Source organism: Lichenihabitans psoromatis, from assembly GCF_004323635.1.
Taxonomy (GTDB): Bacteria; Pseudomonadota; Alphaproteobacteria; order Rhizobiales; family Beijerinckiaceae; genus Lichenihabitans; species Lichenihabitans psoromatis.
Genome location: NZ_CP036515.1, coordinates 4,038,787 through 4,064,559 on the forward strand (window position 1 = coordinate 4,038,787; position 25,773 = coordinate 4,064,559).

21 protein-coding genes and 3 tRNA genes are annotated in these 25,773 nt (G+C 60.9%); 3 read left to right on the top strand and 21 right to left on the bottom strand.

The annotated features are described in order from the left end of the window. Positions 1-24: 24 nt before the first annotated feature. The 15 genes from tuf to EY713_RS18975 all read right to left on the bottom strand — a co-directional run bounded on the left by tuf (position 25) and on the right by EY713_RS18975 (position 18,435). Complete coding sequence (gene tuf / locus EY713_RS18905; protein ID WP_131118056.1) at positions 25-1,215, bottom strand: elongation factor Tu; 1,191 nt, start codon at positions 1,213-1,215, stop codon at positions 25-27. 47 nt (positions 1,216-1,262) lie between these two features. Beyond that, entirely contained in the window at positions 1,263-3,338 is a 2,076-nt protein-coding gene (gene fusA / locus EY713_RS18910) for an elongation factor G (protein ID WP_131118059.1), read from the bottom strand. A 36-nt stretch (positions 3,339-3,374) separates the two neighbouring features. Continuing rightward, on the bottom strand, positions 3,375-3,845 hold the full coding sequence (gene rpsG / locus EY713_RS18915; protein ID WP_131118062.1) for a 30S ribosomal protein S7: 471 nt from the start codon (positions 3,843-3,845) through the stop codon (positions 3,375-3,377). A gap of 22 nt (positions 3,846-3,867) precedes the next feature. After that, complete coding sequence (rpsL, locus tag EY713_RS18920; RefSeq protein WP_131118065.1) at positions 3,868-4,239, bottom strand: 30S ribosomal protein S12; 372 nt, start codon at positions 4,237-4,239, stop codon at positions 3,868-3,870. A 477-nt stretch (positions 4,240-4,716) separates the two neighbouring features. Continuing rightward, positions 4,717-5,211 carry a hypothetical protein gene (locus EY713_RS18925; RefSeq protein ID WP_131118068.1) on the bottom strand — a complete coding sequence of 165 codons (495 nt, stop codon included), beginning with the start codon at positions 5,209-5,211 and terminating at the stop codon, positions 4,717-4,719. Positions 5,212-5,384: 173 nt separating this feature from the next. Next, positions 5,385-9,563 (bottom strand): DNA-directed RNA polymerase subunit beta', encoded by a 4,179-nt coding sequence (gene rpoC, locus EY713_RS18930; RefSeq protein ID WP_131118071.1) that lies wholly within the window; start codon positions 9,561-9,563, stop codon positions 5,385-5,387. Between the two features lie 114 nt (positions 9,564-9,677). Continuing rightward, on the bottom strand, positions 9,678-13,793 hold the full coding sequence (gene rpoB, locus EY713_RS18935) for a DNA-directed RNA polymerase subunit beta (protein ID WP_131118074.1): 4,116 nt from the start codon (positions 13,791-13,793) through the stop codon (positions 9,678-9,680). A 338-nt stretch (positions 13,794-14,131) separates the two neighbouring features. Further along, positions 14,132-14,503: a 50S ribosomal protein L7/L12 gene (gene rplL, locus EY713_RS18940; RefSeq protein ID WP_131118077.1), complete on the bottom strand. Its 372-nt coding sequence runs from the start codon at positions 14,501-14,503 to the stop codon at positions 14,132-14,134. A 51-nt stretch (positions 14,504-14,554) separates the two neighbouring features. Continuing rightward, entirely contained in the window at positions 14,555-15,070 is a 516-nt protein-coding gene (gene rplJ / locus EY713_RS18945) for a 50S ribosomal protein L10 (RefSeq protein WP_131118079.1), read from the bottom strand. 533 nt (positions 15,071-15,603) lie between these two features. After that, positions 15,604-16,314 (bottom strand): 50S ribosomal protein L1, encoded by a 711-nt coding sequence (gene rplA / locus EY713_RS18950; protein ID WP_131118082.1) that lies wholly within the window; start codon positions 16,312-16,314, stop codon positions 15,604-15,606. Between the two features lie 5 nt (positions 16,315-16,319). Continuing rightward, on the bottom strand, positions 16,320-16,748 hold the full coding sequence (gene rplK / locus EY713_RS18955; protein ID WP_131118085.1) for a 50S ribosomal protein L11: 429 nt from the start codon (positions 16,746-16,748) through the stop codon (positions 16,320-16,322). A 197-nt stretch (positions 16,749-16,945) separates the two neighbouring features. Continuing rightward, entirely contained in the window at positions 16,946-17,476 is a 531-nt protein-coding gene (gene nusG, locus EY713_RS18960) for a transcription termination/antitermination protein NusG (protein WP_131118088.1), read from the bottom strand. Positions 17,477-17,530: 54 nt separating this feature from the next. Next, positions 17,531-17,722 (bottom strand): preprotein translocase subunit SecE, encoded by a 192-nt coding sequence (gene secE / locus EY713_RS18965; protein ID WP_131118091.1) that lies wholly within the window; start codon positions 17,720-17,722, stop codon positions 17,531-17,533. Between the two features lie 211 nt (positions 17,723-17,933). After that, positions 17,934-18,010, bottom strand: a tRNA-Trp gene (locus tag EY713_RS18970). 101 nt (positions 18,011-18,111) lie between these two features. Beyond that, entirely contained in the window at positions 18,112-18,435 is a 324-nt protein-coding gene (locus EY713_RS18975; protein ID WP_131118095.1) for a YbjQ family protein, read from the bottom strand. Between the two features lie 269 nt (positions 18,436-18,704). Here EY713_RS18975 and EY713_RS18980 point away from each other — a divergent pair, with 269 nt between their 5' ends. The 3 genes from EY713_RS18980 (at position 18,705) to EY713_RS18990 (ending at position 20,029) form a co-directional block, all read left to right on the top strand. Beyond that, complete coding sequence (locus EY713_RS18980) at positions 18,705-19,673, top strand: GlxA family transcriptional regulator (RefSeq protein ID WP_245572789.1); 969 nt, start codon at positions 18,705-18,707, stop codon at positions 19,671-19,673. Positions 19,674-19,860: 187 nt separating this feature from the next. After that, positions 19,861-19,945: transfer RNA gene (locus EY713_RS18985), tRNA-Tyr, on the top strand. 10 nt (positions 19,946-19,955) lie between these two features. Next, a tRNA-Gly gene (locus tag EY713_RS18990) sits at positions 19,956-20,029 on the top strand. A gap of 261 nt (positions 20,030-20,290) precedes the next feature. Here the strand turns inward: EY713_RS18990 and EY713_RS18995 are convergent. Genes EY713_RS18995 through EY713_RS19015 form a run of 6 tightly spaced genes read right to left on the bottom strand, consistent with a single transcriptional unit; the run spans position 20,291 to position 25,773 of the window. Further along, on the bottom strand, positions 20,291-21,052 hold the full coding sequence (locus EY713_RS18995; RefSeq protein ID WP_131118097.1) for an SDR family NAD(P)-dependent oxidoreductase: 762 nt from the start codon (positions 21,050-21,052) through the stop codon (positions 20,291-20,293). Between the two features lie 32 nt (positions 21,053-21,084). After that, positions 21,085-21,390 (bottom strand): putative quinol monooxygenase, encoded by a 306-nt coding sequence (locus tag EY713_RS19000; protein WP_131118100.1) that lies wholly within the window; start codon positions 21,388-21,390, stop codon positions 21,085-21,087. Positions 21,391-21,401: 11 nt separating this feature from the next. Further along, entirely contained in the window at positions 21,402-22,808 is a 1,407-nt protein-coding gene (locus EY713_RS19005) for an amidase (RefSeq protein WP_245572790.1), read from the bottom strand. Continuing rightward, positions 22,805-24,319: an amidase gene (locus EY713_RS19010; RefSeq protein ID WP_210215284.1), complete on the bottom strand. Its 1,515-nt coding sequence runs from the start codon at positions 24,317-24,319 to the stop codon at positions 22,805-22,807. The genes EY713_RS19005 and EY713_RS19010 overlap by 4 nt, the downstream gene beginning before the upstream one ends. A 30-nt stretch (positions 24,320-24,349) precedes the next feature. Further along, complete coding sequence (locus tag EY713_RS23010) at positions 24,350-25,054, bottom strand: ABC transporter ATP-binding protein (protein ID WP_210215285.1); 705 nt, start codon at positions 25,052-25,054, stop codon at positions 24,350-24,352. Further along, a complete protein-coding gene (locus tag EY713_RS19015; protein WP_413771107.1) occupies positions 25,054-25,773 on the bottom strand; it encodes an ATP-binding cassette domain-containing protein in 720 nt (239 codons plus the stop codon). The genes EY713_RS23010 and EY713_RS19015 overlap by 1 nt, the downstream gene beginning before the upstream one ends.

A 25,773-nucleotide genomic window follows, 5' to 3' on the forward strand; every position in this document is an offset into this window, starting at 1 on the left:
TGTCCCGCTCCCCCAATCGGCCTCTTATTCGATGATCGAAGCGACAACGCCGGCGCCGACGGTGCGGCCACCTTCACGGATAGCGAAGCGGAGCTTCTCCTCCATGGCGATCGGCACGATGAGCGCCACTGACATCGTCACGTTATCGCCGGGCATCACCATCTCGGTGCCTTCCGGCAGCGTCACGATCCCGGTCACATCCGTGGTGCGGAAGTAAAACTGCGGACGGTAGTTCGTGAAGAACGGCGTATGACGGCCACCCTCGTCCTTGGTGAGGATGTAGGCCTCAGCCATGAACTTCGTATGCGGCTTCACCGAGCCGGGCTTGCAGAGAATCTGGCCACGCTCGACATCTTCGCGCTTTGTGCCGCGGAGCAGGCAACCGACGTTATCACCGGCCATGCCCTGGTCGAGCAGCTTGCGGAACATCTCGACGCCTGTAACCGTGGTCTTGACGGTCGCCTTGAGACCGACGATCTCGATTTCCTCGCCGACCTTGACGATGCCGCGCTCAATGCGACCTGTCACGACAGTGCCGCGGCCAGAGATCGAGAACACGTCTTCGACCGGCATCAGGAAGGGAAGATCGATCGGCCGATCCGGCTGCGGGATGTAGGCATCAACCGTTTCCATCAGCTTGAGAACGGCATCATGGCCAATCTCGGGCTGCTTGTTTTCAAGGGCGCAAAGCGCCGAACCCTTGGTGATCGGAATGTCGTCGCCGGGGAAGTCATACTTCGATAGCAGCTCGCGAACTTCGAGCTCGACGAGCTCGAGGAGCTCTTCGTCGTCGACCATGTCGACCTTGTTCAGGAACACCACCAGAGCCGGCACGCCAACCTGACGAGCCAACAAAATGTGCTCGCGGGTCTGAGGCATCGGACCATCGGCGGCCGACACGACCAGGATCGCGCCATCCATCTGCGCGGCGCCAGTGATCATGTTCTTCACATAATCGGCGTGGCCGGGGCAGTCGACGTGAGCGTAATGCCGGTTCTTGGTCTCGTATTCGACATGCGCGGTCGAGATCGTGATGCCACGAGCCTTCTCTTCCGGAGCCTTATCGATCTGATCATAGGCCGTGAACGTTGCACCGCCGGATTCAGCCAACACCTTCGTGATAGCTGCCGTCAGCGATGTCTTGCCATGATCGACGTGACCGATGGTGCCGATGTTGCAATGCGGCTTGTTGCGCGAAAACTTTTCCTTAGCCATGCTAAGCTCCTTCAAACCCCTGTGACAGGCTCAGATATACGGCCCGATCAAGCGTATTTGGCTTGAACCTTGGCGGCTTCACCCGCCGGGACCTGTTCATAGTGATCGAATTGCATCGTGAATGTCGCACGGCCTTGGCTGAACGACCGAAGCTGGTTGACATAACCGAACATGTTGGCAAGCGGCACCATCGCATTGATGACGTTCGCATTACCGCGCATGTCCTGACCCTGAATCTGCCCGCGGCGCGAATTCAAATCGCCGATGACCGAACCTGTGTAATCCTCGGGTGTCACCACCTCGACCTTCATGATCGGCTCCAGCAAAACCGAACCGCCCTTCTGAAGCGCCTCACGGAAAGCTGCACGAGACGCAATTTCGAACGCCAGGACCGAGGAGTCGACGTCATGGAAGGCGCCGTCAATCAAGGTCGCCTTGACATCCACCACCGGGAAGCCGGCGAGGATGCCGGCGCCCATGACGCTGTTGATACCCTTCTCGACGCCAGGCACGAATTCCTTCGGAACTGCACCGCCGACAATCTTTGACTCGAACACATTGCCGCCACCGGCCTCGTTCGGCTCAAAGATAATCTTGACGCGGGCGAACTGGCCCGTGCCGCCGGTCTGCTTCTTATGCGTGTAATCCTGCTCGACCCGCTTGGTGAGCTTTTCACGATAAGCAACTTGCGGCGCGCCGATATTCGCGTCGACCTTATAGGTGCGGCGCAGGATATCGACCTTGATGTCGAGATGAAGCTCGCCCATTCCGCGAAGAATGGTCTGGCCCGACTCCTGATCGGTCGACACGCGGAAGGACGGATCCTCTGCGGCGAGTTTCGCAAGAGCGACGCCCAGCTTCTCCTGGTCGGCCTTGGACTTCGGCTCGATCGCGATCTCGATGACCGGCTCGGGGAATTCCATGCGTTCCAGAATAACGGGCTTCATTAGATCGCAAAGGGTATCCCCCGTGCGAGTATCCTTGAGACCCGCTAGAGCGACGATGTCTCCCGTGTAGGCTTCCTTAATGTCCTCGCGGTTGTTCGCATGCATAAGAAGCATCCGCCCAACGCGCTCTTTCTTCTCCTTCGTCGAGTTCAGCACGGTCGTGCCAGATTCAACGTGGCCCGAGTAAACGCGGCAAAACGTGATCGTCCCGACAAAAGGGTCGTCCATGATCTTGAAGGCCAGCATCGAGAAAGGCTCGCTGTCCTTCGGAAGACGAGTGATCTCTTCTTCCGTGTTGACATCGATCCCCTTGATCGCATCACGATCGATCGGCGACGGGAGAAAGTCGACGACTGCATCGAGAAGCGGCTGAACGCCCTTGTTCTTGAAGGCCGTTCCGCAAAGAACCGGAACGAAGGTGACGGTCCGAACTGCCTTGCGGATCAGAGCCTTCAGCGTCGCCTCGTCCGGCTCGTTGCCGTCGAGGTAAGCCGCCATTGCATCGTCGTCGAGCTCGACCGCTGCCTCGATCAGAGCCAGGCGGTATTCCTTGGCACGATCCAGCAGCTCGGCCGGGATCTCTTCGTCATGATAGTTGGCACCGAGAGCTTCATTCTCCCAAACCACGGCCTTCATACGCACGAGATCAATGATCCCGAGGAAGTCGGCTTCGGAACCGATCGGCAACTGAACGCAAACCGGACGGCCCGCGACACGCACCTTGATGTCATCGACGCACTTGTAGAAATCGGCCCCGATCTTATCCATCTTGTTGACGAACACGATCCGCGGGACGTTGTATTTGTCAGCCTGGCGCCAGACCGTCTCGGTCTGGGGCTCGACGCCCTGGTTGCCGTCGAGCACGCAGACCGCACCATCGAGCACACGAAGCGAACGCTCCACCTCAATGGTGAAATCGACATGGCCGGGCGTATCAATGATGTTGAGGCGCTTATCCTGCCAAAACGTCGTCGTCGCAGCAGACGTGATCGTGATGCCGCGTTCCTGCTCCTGCTCCATCCAGTCCATGGTCGCGGCGCCGTCGTGGACTTCGCCGATCTTATGTGACTTGCCGGAATAGTAGAGAATCCGCTCAGTCGTCGTCGTCTTACCGGCATCAATGTGAGCCATGATGCCGAAATTACGGTAATCTTCGATCGCGTGGCTGCGGGCCATGGAATAATCCTCGAGAAATCTCGAATGAAAGCGGAATTACCAGCGGTAATGCGAGAAGGCCCGATTGGCCTCCGCCATACGGTGCGTGTCTTCCCGCTTCTTGACCGCGTTGCCGCGGTTGTTCGAAGCATCGAGCAATTCGGCCGACAAACGATCGACCATGGTCTTGTCGTTCCGAGCACGGGCTGCGGTGATGATCCAACGGATCGCCAAAGCTTGGCGGCGCTCGGGACGAACTTCGACCGGAACCTGATAGGTGGCACCACCGACGCGACGCGACCGAACCTCGATGGCCGGGGCGACATTTTCGAGAGCCGCACGAAACACCGGGAGCGGCTCCTGGCGCGTCTTGCCCTCGATCAAATCGAATGCACCGTAGACGATCGCTTCTGCGGCAGACTTCTTGCCGTCATACATGATCGAATTCATGAATTTAGTGAGAACAACGTCACCGAACTTTGCGTCCGGAATGATCTCACGCTTCTCTGCGCTGTGCCTTCGCGACATAACGACCGCTCCTTGAAACCAGTTACTTCGGACGCTTCGCGCCGTATTTCGAACGGCGCTGCTTACGATTCTTGACGCCCTGGGTATCCAGCACACCGCGGAGAATATGGTAACGAACGCCCGGGAGATCCTTCACACGGCCGCCGCGGATCATCACCACGGAATGCTCTTGAAGGTTATGACCCTCGCCAGGGATATAACCGATGACCTCGAAACCGTTGGTCAAACGAACCTTGGCCACCTTACGAAGCGCCGAGTTCGGCTTCTTCGGGGTCGTCGTATAAACACGCGTGCAAACTCCGCGCTTCTGCGGGCTTTGCTGCAATGCAGGCACCTTGTTACGCGCCTTTGCAACAACCCGCGGTTTGCGGATCAACTGGCTGATCGTCGGCATTTCCCGCCTTCACGCAAAAATCGTGGCCAAACCAAACAAGCATTTCGATTGGCCAAATCAAAACACGGGCTTCTAAACCCAAAACGAATAGCGCTTTCAGCCATTACGGCTTCAAGCGTCAAATGCAGAGGACCACGGAGCAAAGCTTCGCGGTCTTGCGTTTATCTGGCCGAGGCCAGCTATGACTACATCAAGTCGCCCGGAGAGGCCAACAGCGTTTAGGCAATCTGGGTTCAGGGCGAGTCGCTCCGAACGAATTGGCCTACTGCCTGTCGAAAGTTGTGTTCTTTTACGGAGCGGAGTGGGTGTCGTCAAGGATAAAACGACAGAGATGTGAATGCGTCGTTAGGAAAGGTTCGGAAGGCTTTTCCGCATTTCCCAACTCGTCGACCATCACGACTTGACCATCCGATTAAGAGAAAACGGCCGACTTGAGCCCTTAGTACCGGTTAGCGGCCGCTATTTCGGTAGGTCCTATCAATTTGTCGGATCTTGCGATCCGAACATGTCCAGCAGCAGCATCGTACACACCGCATTTTGTCGGTCCGACTTATTTGACGCGACCGCGATTCGTTCAACCAGTTGATAGGGCGACTGATCCGGGCAGTTCAGAACGAGGATGTGGAACGGGAGTTCGCCATGCGTATCTTCCGTGGATGGCGCGACATTGGACGTAAGTGCTATCTCCAAAACTCTGCGGACGATGCCCTGCGAAACTTCGCTTGACCCAGCTCCCCCGTCGTTCTGATGTGAGAGCGCATCAGCGGCCGTGGTCGCATGAAGTACGCGCCCGCTCGTGCCAATCAGCCAAACCGGCAATCTCTCCATCTCACACGCATCAGCAAACAGGCGCGCTCGCTGGCCGGCCAAGAGCGGGCCAAGAACATGAGCCGGCATATCGCGAAGCAATGCCCCTGCCCCTGCGTGCGGCGTAATTGGTGTTTGAGAGACGGGATCGGGCAACACGGGCATTTCAATCGGTTCGAGACGTTACGCGAATCTTAACAACCTGAGGCGGGACTGGTTCCATAAATCGGATCGTCGAGCTGGCGCGGAAGAGGTACGACCGTGCACGACCGTGATGACACAAGTGCATGAAAAAGGGCGCCGAGGCGCCCTTCATCGTTGTGTCTCGCGACAGCCGATTACTCGGCCGCTGGAGGAAGTTGGAGCGGCACCGCGGCTTGCGACGCACCCGCCTGCTGCTCGAGGATCAGTCGATCCCGGGCCGCAGCGACGCGACGAAGCTTGGACATTGCCGCTCCGGTTCCGGCTGGAATAAGACGTCCAACGATGACGTTCTCCTTCAAGCCCTCCAGTGTATCGATCTTACCGTTGACCGCAGCCTCCGTGAGGACGCGCGTGGTCTCCTGGAAAGACGCCGCAGAGATGAAGGAACGCGTCTGCAAGCTCGCCTTGGTGATTCCGAGCAGCACCGGAGTCCCGACCGCGATCTTGCCGTTGTTCTCGAGCACCTTGTTATTGGCCTCTTCGAGCTCGACCTGATCGACCTGCTCGCCGTTGAGGAAGTCGGTATCGCCTGGATCGGTGATGTCGACCTTCTGCAGCATCTGGCGAACGATGACCTCGATGTGCTTGTCGTTGATGCTCACGCCCTGCAGGCGATACACTTCCTGGATCTCGTTGACCAAATAGGCCGCGAGTTCCTCGACGCCCTTAATCGCAAGAATATCGTGCGGTGCCGGGTTGCCATCGACGATGTAGTCACCCTTCTCCACGACGTCGCCGTCCTGCAGATGAATGTGCTTGCCCTTCGGGATCAGATACTCGACGGGCTCGCCACCTTCATCGTGCGGAACGATCGAGAGACGCTGCTTGTTCTTGTAATCGCGACCGAACTGGATCGTGCCGGACATCTCCGCGATGATGGCGTGATCCTTCGGCCGACGAGCCTCGAACAATTCCGCGACACGCGGCAGACCGCCGGTGATGTCGCGGGTCTTGGCGCCTTCCATCGAGATACGAGCGACGATATCGCCCGCCACGACTTCGCCGCCAACATCGAAGCTCAGGATCGAGTCGACCGGCAAGAAGTACCGCGCCTCGCTACCACGGGGCAGCTTCACGACCTTGCCGTCCTTGCCCTTGATGACGATCGCGGGACGAAGATTGACGGAGCGCTGATTCAAACGCCAGTCCATCACGACGCGCTTGGCGATGCCGGTCGCCTCGTCGATCGACTCGGACATCGAAATGCCCTCGCTGAGATCCTCGAAGCCCACGACGCCGTCGATTTCGGTCATGATCGGACGGGTGTAAGGGTCCCACTCGGCAAGACGCTGACCGCGCTTGACCTTGTCGCCCTCGTCGACCTTGAGGCGCGCGCCGTATTGAACGCGATGCGTCGCCCGATCCGTACCATCCGGTCCTTCGATCACGATCGCGACGTTCCGCGCCATGACCATCAGGTCGCCATCCGCATTGCGGGCAAGCGCCCGGTTGCGGATCTTGACCGTGCCGTCGAAATTCGACTCGACGAAGGACTGATCCGCGATCTGGGCTGCGCCGCCGATGTGGAACGTCCGCATCGTCAGCTGCGTCCCAGGCTCGCCGATCGACTGAGCCGCGATGACGCCGACCGCTTCACCCATATTGACCGGCGTGCCGCGTGCAAGGTCACGCCCGTAGCAGGTCGCGCAAACTCCGTTCTTGGCCTCGCAGGTCAAGACCGATCGGATCTTCACCTCTTGGATACCAGCCGCATTGATGCGGTCGATATGCCATTCCTGGATCATCTCGCCTTCAGAGACGATGACGCTGCCGTCCTGGTTGAGCAGCGGTTCGGCCGACGTCCGGCCGAGGATGCGGATCGCCAGCGACGCCACGATCTGTCCGGCGTCGATGATGGCGCGCATCTTGATGCCACCCTTCGAGCCGCAATCGACCGTCGAGATAATCGCATCCTGCGCCACGTCGACGAGGCGACGCGTCAAGTAACCCGAGTTCGCAGTCTTCAACGCGGTATCGGCCAAACCCTTGCGGGCGCCATGGGTCGAGTTGAAATATTCAAGGACGGTCAGACCTTCCTTGAAGTTCGAGATGATCGGGCTCTCGATGATTTCACCCGATGGCTTGGCCATCAAGCCGCGCATCGCCGCCAACTGCTTCATCTGAGCAGGCGAACCACGCGCTCCCGAATGCGCCATCATGTAGATCGAGTTGATGGGCTTATCCCGGCCGTCATCATCCTTCTGCACGGTGGAAATGCGGAGCATCATTTCTTCCGCGAGCTTGTCGGTGCACTTCGCCCAGGCATCGACGACCTTGTTGTACTTCTCACCCTGGGTGATCAGGCCGTCGTTATACTGCTGCTCGTATTCCGTCGCGAGCGTACGGGTGTCCTCGACGATCTTCGGCTTGGTTTCCGGCACGACCATGTCGTCCTTGCCGAACGAAATGCCGGCGCGGAAAGCCTCGCGGAAGCCCAAAGCCATGATGCGATCGCAGAAGATGACCGTCTCCTTCTGACCGCAGTTGCGGTAGACGGTGTCGATCATGTTGGAGATCTCTTTCTTCGTCATCAGCTTGTTGGCGACGTCGTAAGGAATCTTGGGGTGGCTCGGCAGAATCTGGCCGAGGATCATCCGGCCCGGCGTCGTGTCGAAGATCTTCGATACCCGCTCGCCATTCTCATAGGTCCAGGCACGGCCCCGGATCTTGGTGTGCAGCGTCACGGTCTTTGACTGCAGCGCATGTTCGATCTCGGCCTGGCTCGAGAACACCATACCCTGACCGATATCGCCATCGCGCATCAGCGTCACATAATAGAGACCGAGCACGATGTCCTGGCTCGGCACGATGATCGGCATGCCGTTGGCCGGATGCAGAATGTTGTTGGTCGACATCATCAGCACGCGAGCTTCCAGCTGCGCTTCGAGTGACAGCGGAACGTGAACGGCCATCTGATCGCCGTCGAAATCGGCGTTGAAGGCGGCGCAAACCAGCGGATGCAGCTGGATCGCCTTGCCTTCGATCAAGGTGGGCTCGAACGCCTGGATGCCCAAACGATGCAGCGTCGGCGCACGGTTCAGCATGATCGGGTGTTCGCGGATGACCTCATCCAGGATATCCCAAACCTCGGGCTTCTCCTTTTCGACCAGCTTCTTGGCCTGCTTGACCGTGGTCGAGAGGCCCTTGGCGTCGAGACGCGAATAGATGAACGGCTTGAACAGCTCCAGCGCCATCTTCTTCGGCAGGCCGCACTGGTGCAGCTTCAGTTCCGGACCCACGACGATCACGGACCGACCGGAATAATCGACGCGCTTGCCGAGCAGGTTCTGACGGAACCGGCCCTGCTTACCCTTCAACATATCGGCGAGCGACTTCAGCGGGCGCTTGTTGGCACCGGTGATGACGCGGCCGCGACGACCGTTGTCGAACAGCGCATCGACCGCCTCTTGAAGCATACGCTTCTCGTTGCGGATGATGATGTCCGGCGCGCGCAGCTCGATGAGCCGGCGAAGACGATTGTTGCGGTTGATGACGCGGCGATAGAGGTCGTTCAGATCGGACGTCGCGAAGCGTCCGCCATCCAGCGGCACCAGCGGACGCAAGTCCGGCGGAATGACCGGAATTTCGGTCAGGATCATCCATTCGGGGCTGTTGCCCGAGTGCATGAAGGCTTCGATGATCTTCAGCCGCTTGGCGAGCTTCTTCGGCTTGAGCTCGGTAGTCGCCTCCGAGATCTCGACCTTGAGGTGCTCGGCGATGCGGGGCAGATCCATTCCGCGCAGAATTTCGCGAATGGCCTCGGCGCCGATCATGGCGGTGAAGTTGTCCTGCCCGTATTCGTCCTGCGCGCGGATGAATTCATCCTCGCTCAGAAGCTGACGGTCCTTGAGCGTGGTCAAGCCGGGCTCGATCACGATGTAGGATTCAAAATACAGGATCCGCTCGAGATCCTTCAAGGTCATGTCGAGCAGCAGGCCGATCCGCGACGGCAGGCTCTTCAGGAACCAGATATGCGCGACGGGAGCCGCCAGGGAGATGTGGCCCATGCGCTCGCGCCGGACCCGCGAAAGCGTGACCTCGACGCCGCACTTCTCGCAGATGACGCCCTTATACTTCATCCGCTTGTATTTGCCACACAGGCACTCGTAGTCCTTGATCGGACCAAAGATGCGCGCGCAGAACAAACCGTCCCGCTCCGGCTTGAAGGTGCGGTAATTGATGGTTTCGGGCTTCTTGATCTCGCCGAACGACCACGAGAGGATCTTCTCCGGGCTCGCGATTGCGATCTGAATCTGGTCGAATGCCTGAGGCTGGACGACCGGATTGAAGAGATTCATGACCTCTTGTTTCATAAACAGCTCCTGGACTGGGGCGATCTGGCAGCGTCTGCCTCCGCGCCCTGTCGGATGAATGTATCGTCGCCAAAGCTGGAGGGATCCGCCGATCCCTCCAGCTTCGTTTGCTTGTTATTCGGCCGCTTCGGCGATCGTCTCGTCGGGCTTCTTGGATTGAGTCAATTCGACATTGAGGCCGAGCGACCGCATCTCCTTGACCAACACGTTGAAGCTCTCCGGAATACCGGACTCGAACGTATCGTCGCCGCGCACGATCGACTCGTAGACCTTGGTCCGGCCCGCGACGTCATCCGACTTTACGGTCAGCATTTCCTGCAGCGTGTAGGCGGCGCCGTACGCCTCGAGCGCCCAAACCTCCATCTCGCCGAATCGCTGTCCGCCGAACTGTGCCTTGCCGCCCAGCGGCTGCTGGGTCACGAGGCTGTAGGGTCCGATCGATCGGGCGTGGATCTTGTCGTCCACAAGATGATGCAGCTTCAGCATGTAGATGAAGCCGACCGTTACCTTCCGATCGAATTGGTCGCCCGTCCGGCCGTCGTAGACCGTCGACTGACCCGACGAATGCAGGCCCGCCTGCTCCAACATCTCGACGATGTCCGGCTCGTGCGCGCCATCGAAGACCGGCGTCGCGATCGGCACGCCGCGCTTCAAGTTATGGCCGAGCTCGACCATTTCCTCGTCGTTCAGCGACGCGACCGTTTCGTTATCGCCGTAGATGTCGGCCAGCTTGGTCCGCAACGGCTGCATGTCGCCATGGCGCATGTAAGCATTGACGGCCTCGCTCACCTGCTTGCCAAGGCCAGCACAGGCCCAGCCCAGATGCGTCTCGAGAATCTGACCGACGTTCATGCGGCTCGGCACGCCGAGCGGATTGAGCACGATATCGACCGGCGTACCGTCGGCCAGGAAAGGCATATCTTCCTGCGGCACGATCTTGGACACCACGCCCTTGTTGCCGTGGCGGCCTGCCATCTTATCGCCGGGCTGGATCTTCCGCTTTACCGCAACGAAGACCTTGACCATCTTCATCACGCCGGGAGGCAGCTCATCGCCGCGCTGCAGCTTCTCGACCTTGTCCAGGAAACGGCTTTCCAGCCCCTTCTTGGCCTCATCATACTGCTTCCGCATCGCCTCGATCTCGCCCATGACGGCGTCGTCCTGAATGGCGAAATTCCACCACTGAGACCGCGGATATTCGGCGATCAGCTCCTTTGACAGGACAGTGTCCTTCTTGAAGCTCTTCGGGCCGGAAATACCGGCCTTGCCGGACAGAACGGTCGCAAGACGCGCATAAACGTTCCGGTCGAGGATCGCGAGTTCGTCGTCACGATCCTTGGCGAGCCGCTCGATCTCTTCGCGCTCGATGGCCTGAGCACGCTCGTCCTTGTCGACACCGTGTCGATTGAACACGCGAACTTCGACGATCGTGCCCTGTACACCCGGAGGAACCCGCAACGAGGTGTCACGGACATCGGAAGCCTTCTCGCCGAAGATGGCGCGAAGCAACTTCTCTTCCGGCGTCATCGGGCTTTCGCCTTTCGGCGTGATCTTGCCGCAGAGGATATCGCCCGCCTGCACTTCGGCACCGATATAAACGATGCCGGCTTCGTCGAGATTCTTCAGCGCTTCTTCCGAGACGTTCGGAATATCACGCGTGATTTCCTCTGGACCCAACTTCGTATCGCGGGCCATCACCTCGAACTCTTCGAGATGGATGGACGTAAAGACATCCTCCTTGACGATCTTCTCGGATAGCAGGATCGAATCTTCGAAGTTGTAGCCATTCCACGGCATGAACGCGACTAGCACGTTCCGCCCGAGCGCGAGATCGCCGAGGTCGGTCGAGGGACCGTCAGCGATGATGTCGCCCTTGGCCACCATCTCGCCGACGCGCACCAGAGGTTTCTGATTGATACAGGTCGACTGATTGGAACGCTGGAACTTCATCAAGCGATAGATGTCGACGCCCGGCTTCGCGGCATCGACCTCTTCGGTAGCGCGGATGACGATACGGGTGGCGTCGATCTGATCGACCACACCGGTCCGTCGGGCAGCGATCGCGGCGCCTGAATCGCGCGCCACGATGGCTTCCATTCCGGTCCCGACCAGCGGTGCATCCGCCTTAACCAGAGGCACGGCCTGACGCTGCATGTTGGATCCCATGAGCGCACGGTTCGCATCGTCGTTCTCGAGGAACGGGATCAGCGCGGCCGCGACCGAGACCAACTGCTTCGGCGACACATCCATAAAGTCGACGCGTTCACGGGGCACGAGCATCACATCGCCGGAGTGACGACAGATCACGAGTTCGTCCGTGAGGGTTTTATCCTTGCTGGTCGCGGCATTGGCCTGCGCGACGTAATGCTTGGACTCCTCCATGGCCGACAGGTAGACGACCTCGTCGGTCACATGACCGTCGCGAATGCGGCGGTAAGGCGCTTCGATGAAGCCATACTTGTTGACGCGGGCGAAGGTCGCCAACGAGTTGATCAGACCGATGTTGGGGCCTTCCGGCGTCTCGATCGGGCAGATGCGGCCATAATGGGTCGGATGCACGTCGCGGACTTCGAAGCCGGCGCGCTCGCGCGTCAGTCCACCCGGTCCAAGCGCCGAGAGACGACGCTTGTGGGTGATCTCGCTGAGCGGGTTAGTCTGATCCATGAACTGGCTGAGCTGCGAGGAGCCAAAGAACTCACGCACCGCTGCGGCTGCGGGCTTGGCGTTGATCAGATCCTGCGGCATCACCGTGTCGATATCGACCGACGACATACGCTCCTTGATGGCGCGCTCCATGCGGAGCAGACCGAGGCGATATTGGTTTTCCATCAATTCGCCGACTGACCGCACGCGACGGTTGCCGAGATGATCGATGTCGTCAATTTCGCCACGTCCGTCGCGCAGATCGACCAGAGATTTGGCGACCGCCAGAATGTCTTCCTTGCGAAGGATACGGACTGTATCGGCCGCATCGAGATCCATCCGCATGTTCATCTTGACGCGACCGACCGCCGAAAGGTCGTAGCGCTCGCTGTCGAAGAACAGCGAGTGGAACATGGCCTGGGCGCTATCGACCGTCGGCGGCTCGCCGGGGCGCATCACGCGGTAGATGTCGAACAAGGCCTCCTCGCGCGACGAATTCTTGTCGACCGCGAGCGTGTTGCGAATATAGGGGCCGATATTGATATGATCGATATCGAGGATCGGCAGCTCGTCGAAGCCGGCCTCAAGCAGAAGCGGCAGCGTCTTTGCGGAAATTTCGTCGCCGGCCTCGGCGAAGATCTCGCCAGTGCTGGGGTTATAGAGATCCTGCGCGATATACTGGCCGTAGAGATCTTCGTCCTGCACCCGCAGAGCCTTGATGCCCCGCTCCGCCAAGAGGCGAGCCGAACGAACCGTCAGCTTCTTGCCGGCTTCGATCACGACCTCGCCCGTGTCGGCGTCGATCATATCAAGGGCGGCCTTCATGCCCTTCATACGCTCAGCGTCGAACGGCATGCGCCATCCTTCGGTCGTATGCGTGTACTGAATGGTCTTGTAGAAGGTCGACAGAATCTCTTCGCCGTCCATGCCGAGCGCATAGAAGAGCGAGGTCGCCGGCAGCTTCCGGCGGCGATCGATACGCGCGTAAACGATATCCTTGGCGTCGAATTCGATATCGAGCCACGACCCGCGATACGGGATGATACGGGCTGCGAACAGCAGCTTGCCCGACGAATGGCTCTTGCCCTTGTCGTGATCGAAGAACACGCCCGGCGAGCGATGCATCTGTGAAACGATCACGCGCTCGGTCCCGTTCACGATGAACGTGCCATTCGACGTCATGAAGGGCATGTCGCCCATATAGACGTCCTGCTCTTTGATGTCCTTGACCGACTTAGCGCCGGTATCCTGGTCCACATCGAACACGATCAGGCGGAGCGTCACCTTGAGGGGCGCCGCAAAGGTCATGCCGCGCTGACGGCACTCGTCGACATCAAACTTCGGCTGCTCGAACTCGTAACGCACGAATTCCAGGAGAGACGTTCCGGCAAAGTCCGAGATCGGGAACACCGATCGGAACACCGATTGCAGCCCTTCGTCGGGGCGACCGCCCTCCGGCACGTCGACCAGCAGGAATTGGTCGTAGGATGCCTTTTGAACCTCGATGAGGTTCGGCATTTCCGCAACTTCTTTGATGTGACCGAAGAATTTGCGGACCCGTTTCCGGCCGGTGTACGTTTGCGCCATGTTGCTCCTCGTACCTTCTGGCTTGAGCATGACCGCCCGTGCGGGCCACGCTCACTTACTCGCGTCGGATCCGAACCGACGGCGTCACGAGAACCAACGAGGCTCTCCCGAACGGACCGGCGTGCCACCCTCAGGGCTCGCCTCATCCGTCCCGACATCCGGGCTCGGCATTGTCGACCGACATCGACATCTTCGGTTGGATCGTTCGGCGCTCGAGGGACACTCGGCTTAGACGAACCGAACGCACCAAAGGTCCCGGGGGGATAATCCCCGAGACCATTGCATTCGTTAGTGAGGAATGATGCGCGAGATGACCCGCGCGTGTTGTGACAACGGTCTTACTTGAGTTCGACCTTAGCGCCGGCCTTCTCGAGCTGTGCCTTAAGCTTGGCAGCATCTTCCTTCGACACGCCTTCCTTGACGGCCTTCGGAGCAGCTTCGACCAAGTCCTTGGCTTCCTTCAGCCCGAGACCCGTGATGGCGCGAACTTCCTTAATGACTTCGATCTTCTTGTCACCGATCGCGGCCAACATGACCGTGAACTCGGTCTGCTCTTCAACCGGAGCAGCAGCAGCAGCCGGGCCAGCCGCAACAGCGACAGCGGCGGCGGCGGAGACGCCCCACTTTTCTTCGAGCAGCTTCGCGAGCTCAGCAGCTTCGAGGACGGTCAGCGCCGACAGGTCGTCGACGATCTTTTCGAGATTTGCCATAGTGATCTTCCTGATATTTGGTTGGAACCGTATTTTTACAAGACGCCGCCGTCAGGCTGCATCGCGATCGGCATAGGCCGCGAAGACGCGCGCCAGCTTGGCAGCCGGAGCGGTCGAGAGCTGCGCAAGCTTGGTTGCGGGCGCCTGGAGAAGGCCCACGAGCTTGGCGCGCAATTCGTCGAGCGAGGGAAGCGTTGCGAGCGCTTTCACGGATTCGACGTTCAAGGCGGTCTGGCCCATGGCGCCACCGAGGATCACGAACTTGTCGAAATCCTTGGCAAAAGCCACAGCTACCTTCGGGGCCGCTACCGGATCGGCCGAATAGGCGATCAGGGTCGGGCCGCGCATCAGCGGTCCGATGGAAGCGACATCCGTGCCTTCGAGAGCAATCTTGGCGAGGCGGTTCTTGGCGACCTGGACGGACGCCCCGGCTGCACGCATCTGCTTGCGCAAATTCTGCATCTGGGCGACGGTCAGGCCGGAATAATGAGCTACGACCACGACTGATGCTTTGTCGAAAACATCATGGAGCGTCGTGACGAACTCCTTCTTTTCCGCTCTGTCCACAGCGTACTCTCCGCTTGGCGGAACGAAAGGTTCCGCCGGTTGCACATCATACGCGGCACGAGAGAGACCGGGATTTACCGGCAGCCACCGAGCCACGTTCATTGTGCCTGCCCCCGGAGCGATCAGAGATCGCCGCCGGACAGATGGTTCGAACCAAATAGAGACGGCCCGCATCTCGGCGAACCTTCCTGAAAATCCGGTTATCCCCGTCTATGCAAGCTTCGTCGCAACCATTCCGACCAGAAGCCGTTGGGTTGCAGATCGAGGATCAAGCCGCCGGTCGCCCGGCATCGGCACTTGCAGTCTAGGACAGGACACGGCTGCACCGATCAAAGATCGAGGCAGCCCATCCACTCCGCCCGATGATCGGACAAGCCGAAAAACGGGACGAAGATTCATGCCGGATAAGCGTTAACGCAAATCCAACCTGCTTCATACTGCCCCTCGGATCGTTTGCCAAGGGGCAGTATGAAGTTTTTCTACGATGTCAAGCCGTATCGTCCCGGCTCGGTTGCCAGAGCCGTTCAGCGCTTTTAGTTCTGGACGTTCGACGCCAGCACGGTCGACGGATCGACCTTCACGCCCGGGCCCATGGTGGACGAGATTGCAACGCGCTGCACATAGGTGCCTTTGGCGCCCTGCGGCTTGGCCCGCGACACGGCGTCCACGAACGCCTTGATGTTTTCGACCAGCTTATCCTCGTCGAACGACGCCTTGCCGACGCTGCCCTGAACGATACCGGCCTTCTCGACCCGGAACTCGACAGCGCCGCCTTTGGAGGCCGCAACAGCCGACGCGACATCCATCGTCACCGTCCCGACCTTCGGGTTTGGCATCAAACCGCGCGGGCCCAACACCTTACCGAGACGACCAACGAGCGGCATCATGTCCGGGGTTGCGATGCAACGATCGAACTCGATCGTTCCGCCCTGGACCGCTGCGACCAAGTCTTCCGCGCCGACGATATCGGCTCCGGCCTTCGTGGCCTCATCGGCCTTGGCGCCACGTGCGAAGACGGCGACCCGGACGGTGCGGCCTGTGCCGTTCGGCAGGTTGACCACGCCGCGAACCATCTGGTCGGCATGTTTGGGATCGACGCCGAGGTTCATGGCGATCTCGACCGTTTCGTCGAACTTGGCGGCAGCCTTGGACTTCACCAGCGACACGGCGTCGGTGACGCCATAGAGCTTGATCCGGTCGATGCTTTCGCGAGCCTTCGCGATCTTCTTTCCGATATGTGCCATCGTGATTACCCCACCACCTCGAGGCCCATCGAACGGGCGGAGCCTTCGATCATCGACATTGCGGCCTCGACGGACGCGCAGTTCAGATCAACGATCTTCTTTTCGGCGATCTCGCGCACCTGAGTCCGCGTGATGCGACCAACATTGCCCTTGCCCGGGGTCTTCGACCCGGCCGCGATGCCAGAGGCCTTCTTGAGCCAAAACGACACCGGCGGAAGCTTCATCTCGAACGTGAAGGAGCGATCCTGATAGGCCGTGATGACGACCGGGATCGGCGAGCCCTTCTCCATCTGCGCGGTACGCGCATTGAAGGCCTTGCAGAACTCCATGATGTTCAGACCGCGCTGACCGAGCGCAGGCCCGATCGGCGGGGATGGGTTAGCGGCTCCGGCCGGGACCTGGAGCTTGATGTAACCCGTAATTTTCTTTGCCATTCACATACTCCAAAAGCACCGTGGGACATGACGGTCCCGGCGGCGGCTACGGTTTCGTGGTGCGTCAGTCAGACCGGCAGGCTGGCCGGGCCGTGACTCCCACGCTGATGAGCGGACCGAGATCCGCCCCGCGCTCCGTCAGGAACGCGTTTCGGAACGCAGCCATGACGGCCACGCCCCAAATCGTTGAACGAAGGTCAGAGCTTCTCGACCTGCGCGAATTCGAGATCGACCGGCGTGGCGCGACCAAAGATCGACACCGCAACCTTGACGCGCGAGCGACCCTCGTCGACCTCTTCGACGATGCCATTGAACGACGCGAACGGACCATCGGCCACGCGCACCTGCTCGCCGATCTCGAAGACGATCGAGGACTTCGGCCGCTCGACACCTTCCGCGACCTGACCCTTGATCCGGTCGGCCTCGGCGTCGGAGATTGGCATCGGCTTCTTGTCGGCACCGAGAAAGCCCGTGACCTTCGGGGTGTTCTTGATGAGGTGATAAACGTCATCGGTCAGGTCGGTTTTCACCAGCACATAGCCCGGGAAGAACTTGCGCTCGGAATTGACCTTACGGCCTCGCTTCACCTCGATGAAGTTTTCGGTCGGAACCAGGATCTCGTCGAACTTGTCGGCCAAGCCACGCTGGCCAGCCTGCTCGCGAATCGAATCCGCGACCTTCTTTTCGAAGTTCGAGTAAGCGTGGACGATGTACCAGCGCATGCTCATGAATTGTTCTCAAAACCCGTTTGATGACGATGGAATGAAGACCGGCCGCAACGTCTAGCGGCCAAGCCCCAGGACGAGACCCACGAGAAAGTGAATCGCCTGATCGACCGAGACGAAGAAGACCGACGCCAGCACAACCATGACGATGACCATTCCGGTCGTGATCAAGGTTTCGCGGCGAGTCGGCCACGTGACCTTCGTGGCTTCGGTCCGAACGTCCTGAATGAATTGAAATGGGTTCGCCATACGAAATCCAACAGCCTCCGGCTGTGTGCCAGAAGACGGCTCCGGCGAAACTCGCCTACCCTGCTCGGACGCTAGCCTGAAAGAAGAGCGGCGCGAGACCGTTCGGTCACGCGCCACATCGAAGCTGCTATAACGCGACTTGCCGATGCAGCCAAGCGAAAAAGCATTTGCGGTACGCTGGGCGTCTTTACAGAAAATTCGGAGCAGCGGCTGGCAGGAGAGGTGGGACTCGAACCCACAACCCCCGGTTTTGGAGACCGGTACTCTAGCCGATTGAGCTACACTCCTGCACGCGAACCCGCGAGCGCCGCCATGCTGTTTAGCCGCAAGATCGGGCGGGACGCAAGAGCGTATTCGGCTTGGCGCGGCATCCACGCCCTGCAGTCGCCCTATCGAAGCGGCTCCACCGTCACGGCCGTGCCATGGGCCAGCACCTCGGTGATCCCGTCCATGATCTCGTTGGCGTCGTATCGCATGCCGACCACGGCATTCGCGCCGGCCTGCCCGGCGTGCCTGACCATATCGTCGTAGGCTTCCTGGCGCGCGTTTTCGGCAAGGCGGACGTAAATGCTCAGGCGGCCACCGAAGAAGCTCTGCCAGCCCCCGGCCCAGTTCCCGATAACACTGCGGGACCGCACGGTGATTCCACGACAGATGCCGAGATGCTGGATGATCCGGTAGCCCGCGATCTCATTGGTGGTCGTGACAATCATTAAAGGAATCCCTGGCAACGCATTGCGGCCGGCACGACGCGCGCGCGGTCCGTGATTTCGGATTTGACGCGTTCTAAACTCTGTTCCAAATTCGACGCGGGTGTCGTTTTTGACAGAGGCACCCATCGAGGCTCATCGCCATCAAACATCTCTCACTCACGCCCGCCCCCATCGCCGCCGTCCGGCCCGCCACCTGGCTCGACAACGGCTCATCAGGTGCTCAAGCTCCGGCGTCCGAAGCCGGGTTGGCGCACGCCGAGAGCGGGCCCGTGAGCACGATCCTGTTTCTGATGGTACCATCCTTTTCGATGATCGCCTTCGCGTCCGCAGTCGAGACCTTGCGTCTCGCTAATCGCGCGATGAATAACCACGCCTACCGATGGAAGGTGTTGAGCGGAGACGGCCGGCCCGTCATCGCTTCGAACGGCATCCCGGTCGCAGCAGATGGGGCCTACGCCGATCTGGCGGGCGCCACGGCCGCTATCGTCTGCTCCGGGACGGACGTGCAAACCTTCGAGCATCGCGATCTCATCGCGAAGCTCCGCACGCTCGCGACACGCGGTGTCGCGCTCGGCGCGCTTTGTACCGGCTCCTACGTCCTTGCACGGGCCGGGCTTCTCGATGGCCATCGATGCACGATCCACTGGGAAAACTTCGACGCGTTCCGCGAAGAGTTTCCCGACCTATCGGTCACGCAGGAGCTGTTTGAGATCGACAAGCTGCGGTTCACCTGTGCCGGAGGCACAGCCGCGATCGACATGATGCTGTCCTTGGTGTCGAAGCAAAAGGGACAGGAAGTGGCCGCCATGGTGACGGATCAACTGATCCATCACCGGATGCGCGACGCCCACGAGCGTCAGCGGATGGAGTTGCGCGCGCGTCTCGGGGTCGCGCATCCCAAACTGATCAGCGTCGTGAGCGAAATGGAACGCTGCATCGAACAGCCGCTGTCATGCGCCGATTTGGCGGACGGCGTCGATCTTTCGACCCGGCAACTTGAGCGCCTGTTCCGCAAATATATCGGCGATGCTCCGACGCGCTATTATCTCGGCCTGCGCCTCGATCGCGCGCGCCATCTGCTGCTGCAGACCAGCATGCCGATTCTGTCGGTCGGTCTCGCCTGCGGTTTCGTTTCGGCGTCGCATTTTTCCAAATGCTACAGTGAGCATTTCGCCCGGACCCCATCGCAAGAGCGCCGGAACCCGCGACGAGACGATCGCGGTTCGAAACAGGAGTGATGTCACACGACGCCCTCGCACCCGCGCGGCAAAGTCGGACAGTACGGCGGCTTTTTCCATTGACAGGAACGGCTCAGCTCACCATAAGCGCCCACACAAGGACGGGTTCGGCGGGTGCAACAGCCCCGGTTCGAAGTCGGCCTCGGGCTTACACGCTGATTGTCATTGACGATCCTGCATGTGGTCTGGAGGAGTGTCCCGAGTGGCAAAGGGGGCGGACTGTAAATCCGCTGGCTAAGCCTTCGTAGGTTCGAGTCCTACCTCCTCCACCAATTGGCCCATGCGGGTGTAGCTCAATGGTAGAGCAGCAGCCTTCCAAGCTGAATACGAGGGTTCGATTCCCTCCACCCGCTCCAGTTTTTTCAAACCCTCACGCCAGGTTTGCAAGCGTCCATTTGAAACGAATGGCGGCTGCATTCGGAAACAGGACCCCGTCTGGGCAACGGCGCTTTAGTCTGCCGTCGATTCGGACCGCGCGCGCTCGATACGATCGCGGATCAGGGGAATTGCGTGATGCCGGGCGCGGATCAGCCACCCGCTTCCTTTGCACCGCATCTCTGTTTGGCTTTAGGCATGCCCGGCCAAGTTCATGCGCGGGCGTCGATCCTGCGCTCAGGTCAGAACTGCACGCCGCGCGTCAGTGCGCCGTCGACCAGGAGATTGGTGCCCGTGACGAAGCTTGCGGCTGGGCTCGCCAGGAACACGACCGCATTGGCCATTTCCTGCGGTGTGCCCATCCGGCCGGTCGGATTGAGCGCGAGCGAGGTCTTGTAGAGATCCGGGTTGCCGTCCTTGATCTGGTGCCACACTCCACCCTCGAAATAGGTATTGCCCGGCGACACCGTATTGGCACGAATGCCTTTATTCGCAAGCTGATAGGCCAGCCCCTGCGTGTAGTGGATCAGCGCAGCCTTGAAGGCGCCGTAGGGTCCCGCCGCGAAGTCGATCTCGCGACCCGACACGCTCGATATGCTGACGATCGCAGCCGCCTCACTGCTTTCCAGATACGGCATCGCAGCCTCGACGAGGCGCACGCACCCCATCATGTCGACCTCGAAGCCGCGGCGCCAGCTCTCCTCGTCGGCGCCGATCGAGAGCGCGCTGACATTCGCCACCACGATATCGATGCCGCCCATGGCTTTGCCGGCCGCCTCGACCCAGGATTTCAGGCCGGTGGCGTCGGCGATGTCGAGCACTGTGCCAAAGGCCTCGACGCCTTGCGCTCGGATCGCCGCTTCGGTGGCGGCAGTCTCGGCGCCGTTGCGGGCGCAGAACGCCACGGAGGCCCCCTCGCTGGCGAACGTCTCGACGATGGCGCGCCCAATGCCTTTCGTGCCGCCGGTCACGATGGCCTTGAGGCCTTTTAGATGCAGATCCAATCCCGTCTCCTCCCCTGTCGTCGGACCACGTCTCAACGCTTGGCCGAAACCGCGTTCACGACATCGCCGACATGAACCGTAACCTCGCCCAGAAGATCAATGGTCGCCGAGAAGAAGGCTTTCGATCCATCGCCGTCGTTATGCGCCGTCATCGCGGCCGCATCTGCAAATCGTTCCTGCGTGATCAGGATCGATGGATCGTCGGTCGAACGGATGACCACATAGTCAAGCGTGCCGGCTTCATGTGCCTTGACGTAGTCACCCACGGCCAAAAGCGCGCCCAGGACTGTCTCGACACTGCCCGGCTTGCACCGGATGATGGCCATGAGGCTGACCATATGCGCGATCCTTACTGCAGCCGAGGATGCCGCTTGTGCCAATCGGTCACGCTTTGGAACGCATGGCCGGCTCGACACAGCAGCGCTTCGTCGAGGTGGCGACCGACGAGTTGCACACCGACGGGGCGCCCGTTGGACGTGACACCGGCCGGTAGTGTGATCGTGGGCTGACCGGTCATGTTGAACGCGGACGAGAACCGCAGCAAATCGGCGATGACGGCGTCGGCTTCGGCGGCTGTCAAAATGTCGGCCATGGTCGGGCCGCTCATGCCCTGAACTGGGACGAGCAGCAGGTCGATGCCATCCATCGCGGCCTCGACCTCGCCTCGGAAGGCGAGACGGCGCAGCGCGATCTTCTGCATATCGGCCGCCGTGACATCGGTCGCGATATCGAGAAACTGTGCCAGGATCACGCCGTAATCGGCACGGCGAGAGGGAAACGTCGCCTCGTGAGCCACGGCGGCTTCGACGGCGCAGAGCGGGAACCAGTCCTGCAGCACTTGCCGGCTGTCCGGAAAGTCGATCTCGACCATCGTTGCGCCGAGATCGACCAGGGTTCTCCGCGCCTCCTCGATGGCCGCCATGGCCGGCGCGTCGGTTCCTTCCGCCATCCAGCGCGGTGCGAGGCCGATCCGCAGGCCAGCCACACCGCCATCGATGCCGGCCAGATAATCGGGGACGGCCGCGCGGAGGCTGGTCGGATCCTTCGCGTCATATCCCGCAATTACCCCAAGCATGGCGGCGGCATCGCGAGCGCTACGGGTCATCGGGCCGAGATTGTCGAGCGTGCCGCCAAGTTCGAAGGCACCGTATCGGCTGACCCGCCCCCACGTCGGCTTGATGCCGGTCAAGCCGTTGGCGGCCGAGGGGAAGCGGATCGATCCACCCGTGTCGGACCCGATAGAGCCATAGCAGAGGCCGGCGGCCGTTGCGGCGCCGGAGCCGCTCGAAGACGTGCCGGGCCAAGCCTCGACGTCCCACGGGTTCAGCGGCACCGTCATGTCGGGGTGGTAACCCGCATAGGCTCCTTCGGTCATGGCGAGCTTGCCGAGAATGATGGCTCCGGCCGCGCGCAACCGCGCCACAACGGTGCCGTCCTCCGGCGCCATGAAGCCCCGATGCAGCGCCATGCCGGCGGCTGTTGGCGCATCGGCGGTCCAGCACAGGTCCTTCACGGCCAGCGGTACGCCATGCAGGGGACCGCGAACCACCCCGCGCGCGATCTCGGCTTCGGCCAGCGCGGCTTCGGCCAGGGCGCTCTCGGGCATCAGGCGCTCGTCGCTGTGCAAGGCGCCATCTTTGGCGGCGATCCGCTCGAGCATCGCCTCGGTCAACGCGACTGGTGAGACAGCCCCCGCCTGGACCTGCGCCGACACCTCGGTCAGTTCGGCAAAAGCCATCTCGTCGCTGAGCGTCACAGGGATTTCCAATCGGTGCCGGATTCAAAAGCCGAGGCGGCGGCATAAATCGACATTTCGTCGTAGCTCTTGGCCACCAGCATCATGCTGATCGGGAGCCCGTCGCTCATGCCGCATGGAATCGCCATGGCAGGATGACCGGTGATGTCGAACGGGGCGGTGTTGGGCAGCATTTCGAAAGCGCGTTGCACGACGAGACCGAGAGGCGCATCCGCCGGCGGGATTGGGGTAGCCTTCATGGGCAGGGTCGGCATCAGCAGCAGATCGTAGGTGCCGAGCGCCTTGTCGTAGGAGGCCTTCAGCATGCGAGTGAGATTCTGCGCCTTGGCGTAGAAACGTCCACGATATTGCGAGATGAAATACTGGCCCACCATCATGGTGATCTTCAGCGTATCCGACAGGCAATCGGCCCGCTCGCGCCACGCCGCATGGGCATCGAGCAACGAGACCGTATAGAGACCCTTCCAATTATAGCCCATGCCGTTGCCCAGCATCATCTGCATCTGAGCGCCCTCGCTGGCGACTGGCGTCCAGATCGCGGGGCCCCACAGATGCTCGGGTAGCGAGATTTCGGTGACCTCGGCACCCATTTCGCGCAATTTGCCGGCGGCCGCCCGCACCTTCGCGTCGACATCCTCCTCGCTTTGGGCAAAACCAAAGCCCTCCTTCAGCACGGCGATCTTCATGCCTTTGACGCCGCGACCGAGCGCCTGCGTATAGGGCGCGACTTTCGGCGCATATTGGCGCGGGTCCAGCCCGTCCTCGCCCGCCAGCACCTCCAGCATCAGCGCGTTATCGGCGACATTCGCGGTAATCGGGCCGGTATGGTCGATCGTGGATTCGATCGGCATAACGCCGGTATAGGGCACGAGGCCATGCGTCGCCTTCATGCCGTAAATGCCGCAATAAGCGGCCGGAATGCGGATCGAGCCGCCTTGGTCGCCGCCGATCGCCAGGTCGACCTCGCCTGATGCAACCAGCGCGGCACTCCCCGAGGAGGAGCCACCCGCCGAATAGCCCATCTTATGCGGGTTATGGACGGGGCCGCTCGCGTTGGTGTGACTTCCGCCCGAGAAGCAGAAATATTCGCAATGGGCCTTGCCCATGATCGTAGCGCCGGCGTCGAGCAGGCGTGTCACGATGGTGGCGTCGAGGTTGGGCACATAGCCTTCGAGGCTGGAGGCACCGTTCATCATCGGAACGCCGGCGAGGCAGACATTGTCCTTGAGCGCGACGGTCTTGCCTTTCAGCTTACCCTCGGGCGCGCCCTTCACCTCGCTTTTCACGTACCAGGCGTTGAGCTTATTCTCGCTCGCGGGAGGAAACACGCCGGGCGTGCGGGGATATTTAACCGCCGGAATATAGTCGGGCAACGATTCCACGAGGTCATAGGCCGCAAAGCTGCCGGCCATGAGATCCATGAATTCGGCGATGCGCTCGGGCGAGAGGCTCATGCCGAGGCCGTCGACGATATCGGTCATCTGTTCGGGCGTGGGGCGTGCGACTGCCATAACGTTCTCCGTTGTTGGTGTAGCCTGAGGTCAGGCCGCCATCCCGATGAGGTCAGCGACGATATCGGGATCGTCGAGTTGGTCGGGCCGCAGTTCGCCGGTGATGCGGCCTTTCTGGATCACCAACACACGGTTCGACAGCGCCGCGATGAACTCGAGATTCTGCTCGACCAGGATCATGGCGATGCCGGATGTCTCGCGCAGCCGCTGCAGCGTCGCTGCGATCTCCTCGATGATGGAGGGCTGTATGCCCTCGGTCGGCTCGTCGAGCAGGATCAGCTTGGGTCGGGTGCAAAGGCATCGCGCCAAAGCCAGAAGCTGTTGCTCGCCGCCCGAAAGCGCCCCGCCCTGCCGATCAAGGAGCCGGGTCAGCCGGGGGAACAATTGCAGCGTCTCGTCGATGATGGCGCGGTTCTCGCGTCCACCGGCCACGCAGCCCATGCGGAGATTGTCGAGCACGCTGAGCGCCGGAAAGATCTCGCGCCCCTGAGGCACGTAGCCCATGCCGCGCTTCACGCGCTCGAACGGTTTGAGATGGGTGATGTCATCGTCGAGCAGCGCCACACCGCCGTAGGTGGCCGGAATGAAGCCCATCAAGGTTCGCATCAGCGTCGTCTTACCCATGCCGTTGTGGCCGAGGATGCCGAGGAACTCGCCGGCCCGGAGGCGAAGATCGATGCCGGTCAGCACCGGAACGCGGCCATAGGAGGCTTGGAGGGCGGAGACCTGCAGCATTACGCGGCCTTCTTGCCGAGGTAGACGTCGCGCACGCGCTGATCGCGCATCACGGCATCGGCCTTGTCTTCCATCAGCACCGCGCCTTGGCTGAAGACGGTAATGAGGTTCGAGATCATGCGGATGAAGGCCATGTCGTGCTCCACCACGATGAGGGATTTGGTGCGGTTGATGGTGCGGATGATCTCGGCGGTCCGGCCGACCTCGTCGTGGTTCATCCCGGCGGCCGGCTCGTCGAGCAGGATGAGATCGGGTTCCCCAGCCAGGACGGTGCCGATCTCGACCCACTGGCGCTGGCCGTGCGACAGCGTTCCGACGATCCGGCCGGTGTCGCCGGTCAGCGCCACCGTTTCCAGCACCTGATCGACCAGCGCCTCCGCCTTCCGGTCGGCGTTCTTGCGACGAGCTGCGAGCCACAGGTTTTCGCGGATCGAGAGGCCGTTGAAGACCGATGGGGTCTGCGTCTTGATGCCGATACCGGCCCGCGCGATGGCATGCGACGACGCGCCCGCGATCGACCGGCCGCGATACACGATCGTGCCGGCGCTCGGCAGGAGTTGCCCGGTCAGCATCTTGAAGAAGGTGCTCTTCCCCGCGCCGTTGGGACCGATCAGACAGCGCAATTCGCCGGGCGCCAATGTGAAGTCGACCGTATCGACCGCAACCACGCCGCCGAAGCGCATCGTCAGGCCCTTGGTTTGCAGGAGGGGCTCGCTCAT

Excerpts from the sequence above, each read along its gene's own strand:
- EY713_RS18975 (WP_131118095.1), bottom strand. The coding sequence starts at position 18,435 with ATGATTGTCACGACCACCAATGAGATCGCGGGCTACCGGATCATCCAG.
- rplK (WP_131118085.1), bottom strand. The coding sequence starts at position 16,748 with ATGGCAAAGAAAATTACGGGTTACATCAAGCTCCAGGTCCCGGCCGGA.
- fusA (WP_131118059.1), bottom strand. The coding sequence starts at position 3,338 with ATGGCCCGCAGCCACGCGATCGAAGATTACCGTAATTTCGGCATCATG.
- EY713_RS19010 (WP_210215284.1), bottom strand. The coding sequence starts at position 24,319 with ATGGCAGTCGCACGCCCCACGCCCGAACAGATGACCGATATCGTCGAC.
- tuf (WP_131118056.1), bottom strand. The coding sequence starts at position 1,215 with ATGGCTAAGGAAAAGTTTTCGCGCAACAAGCCGCATTGCAACATCGGC.
- EY713_RS23010 (WP_210215285.1), bottom strand. The coding sequence starts at position 25,054 with ATGCTGCAGGTCTCCGCCCTCCAAGCCTCCTATGGCCGCGTTCCGGTG.
- EY713_RS18925 (WP_131118068.1), bottom strand. The coding sequence starts at position 5,211 with ATGCCCGTGTTGCCCGATCCCGTCTCTCAAACACCAATTACGCCGCAC.
- rpoB (WP_131118074.1), bottom strand. The coding sequence starts at position 13,793 with ATGGCGCAAACGTACACCGGCCGGAAACGGGTCCGCAAATTCTTCGGT.
- rplA (WP_131118082.1), bottom strand. The coding sequence starts at position 16,314 with ATGGCACATATCGGAAAGAAGATCGCGAAGGCTCGCGAAAGCATCGAC.
- nusG (WP_131118088.1), bottom strand. The coding sequence starts at position 17,476 with ATGAGCATGCGCTGGTACATCGTCCACGCTTACTCGAACTTCGAAAAG.
- rpoC (WP_131118071.1), bottom strand. The coding sequence starts at position 9,563 with ATGAAACAAGAGGTCATGAATCTCTTCAATCCGGTCGTCCAGCCTCAG.
- EY713_RS19000 (WP_131118100.1), bottom strand. The coding sequence starts at position 21,390 with ATGGTCAGCCTCATGGCCATCATCCGGTGCAAGCCGGGCAGTGTCGAG.
- rpsG (WP_131118062.1), bottom strand. The coding sequence starts at position 3,845 with ATGTCGCGAAGGCACAGCGCAGAGAAGCGTGAGATCATTCCGGACGCA.
- EY713_RS19015 (WP_413771107.1), bottom strand. The coding sequence starts at position 25,773 with ATGAGCGAGCCCCTCCTGCAAACCAAGGGCCTGACGATGCGCTTCGGC.
- secE (WP_131118091.1), bottom strand. The coding sequence starts at position 17,722 with ATGGCGAACCCATTTCAATTCATTCAGGACGTTCGGACCGAAGCCACG.
- rplL (WP_131118077.1), bottom strand. The coding sequence starts at position 14,503 with ATGGCAAATCTCGAAAAGATCGTCGACGACCTGTCGGCGCTGACCGTC.
- rpsL (WP_131118065.1), bottom strand. The coding sequence starts at position 4,239 with ATGCCGACGATCAGCCAGTTGATCCGCAAACCGCGGGTTGTTGCAAAG.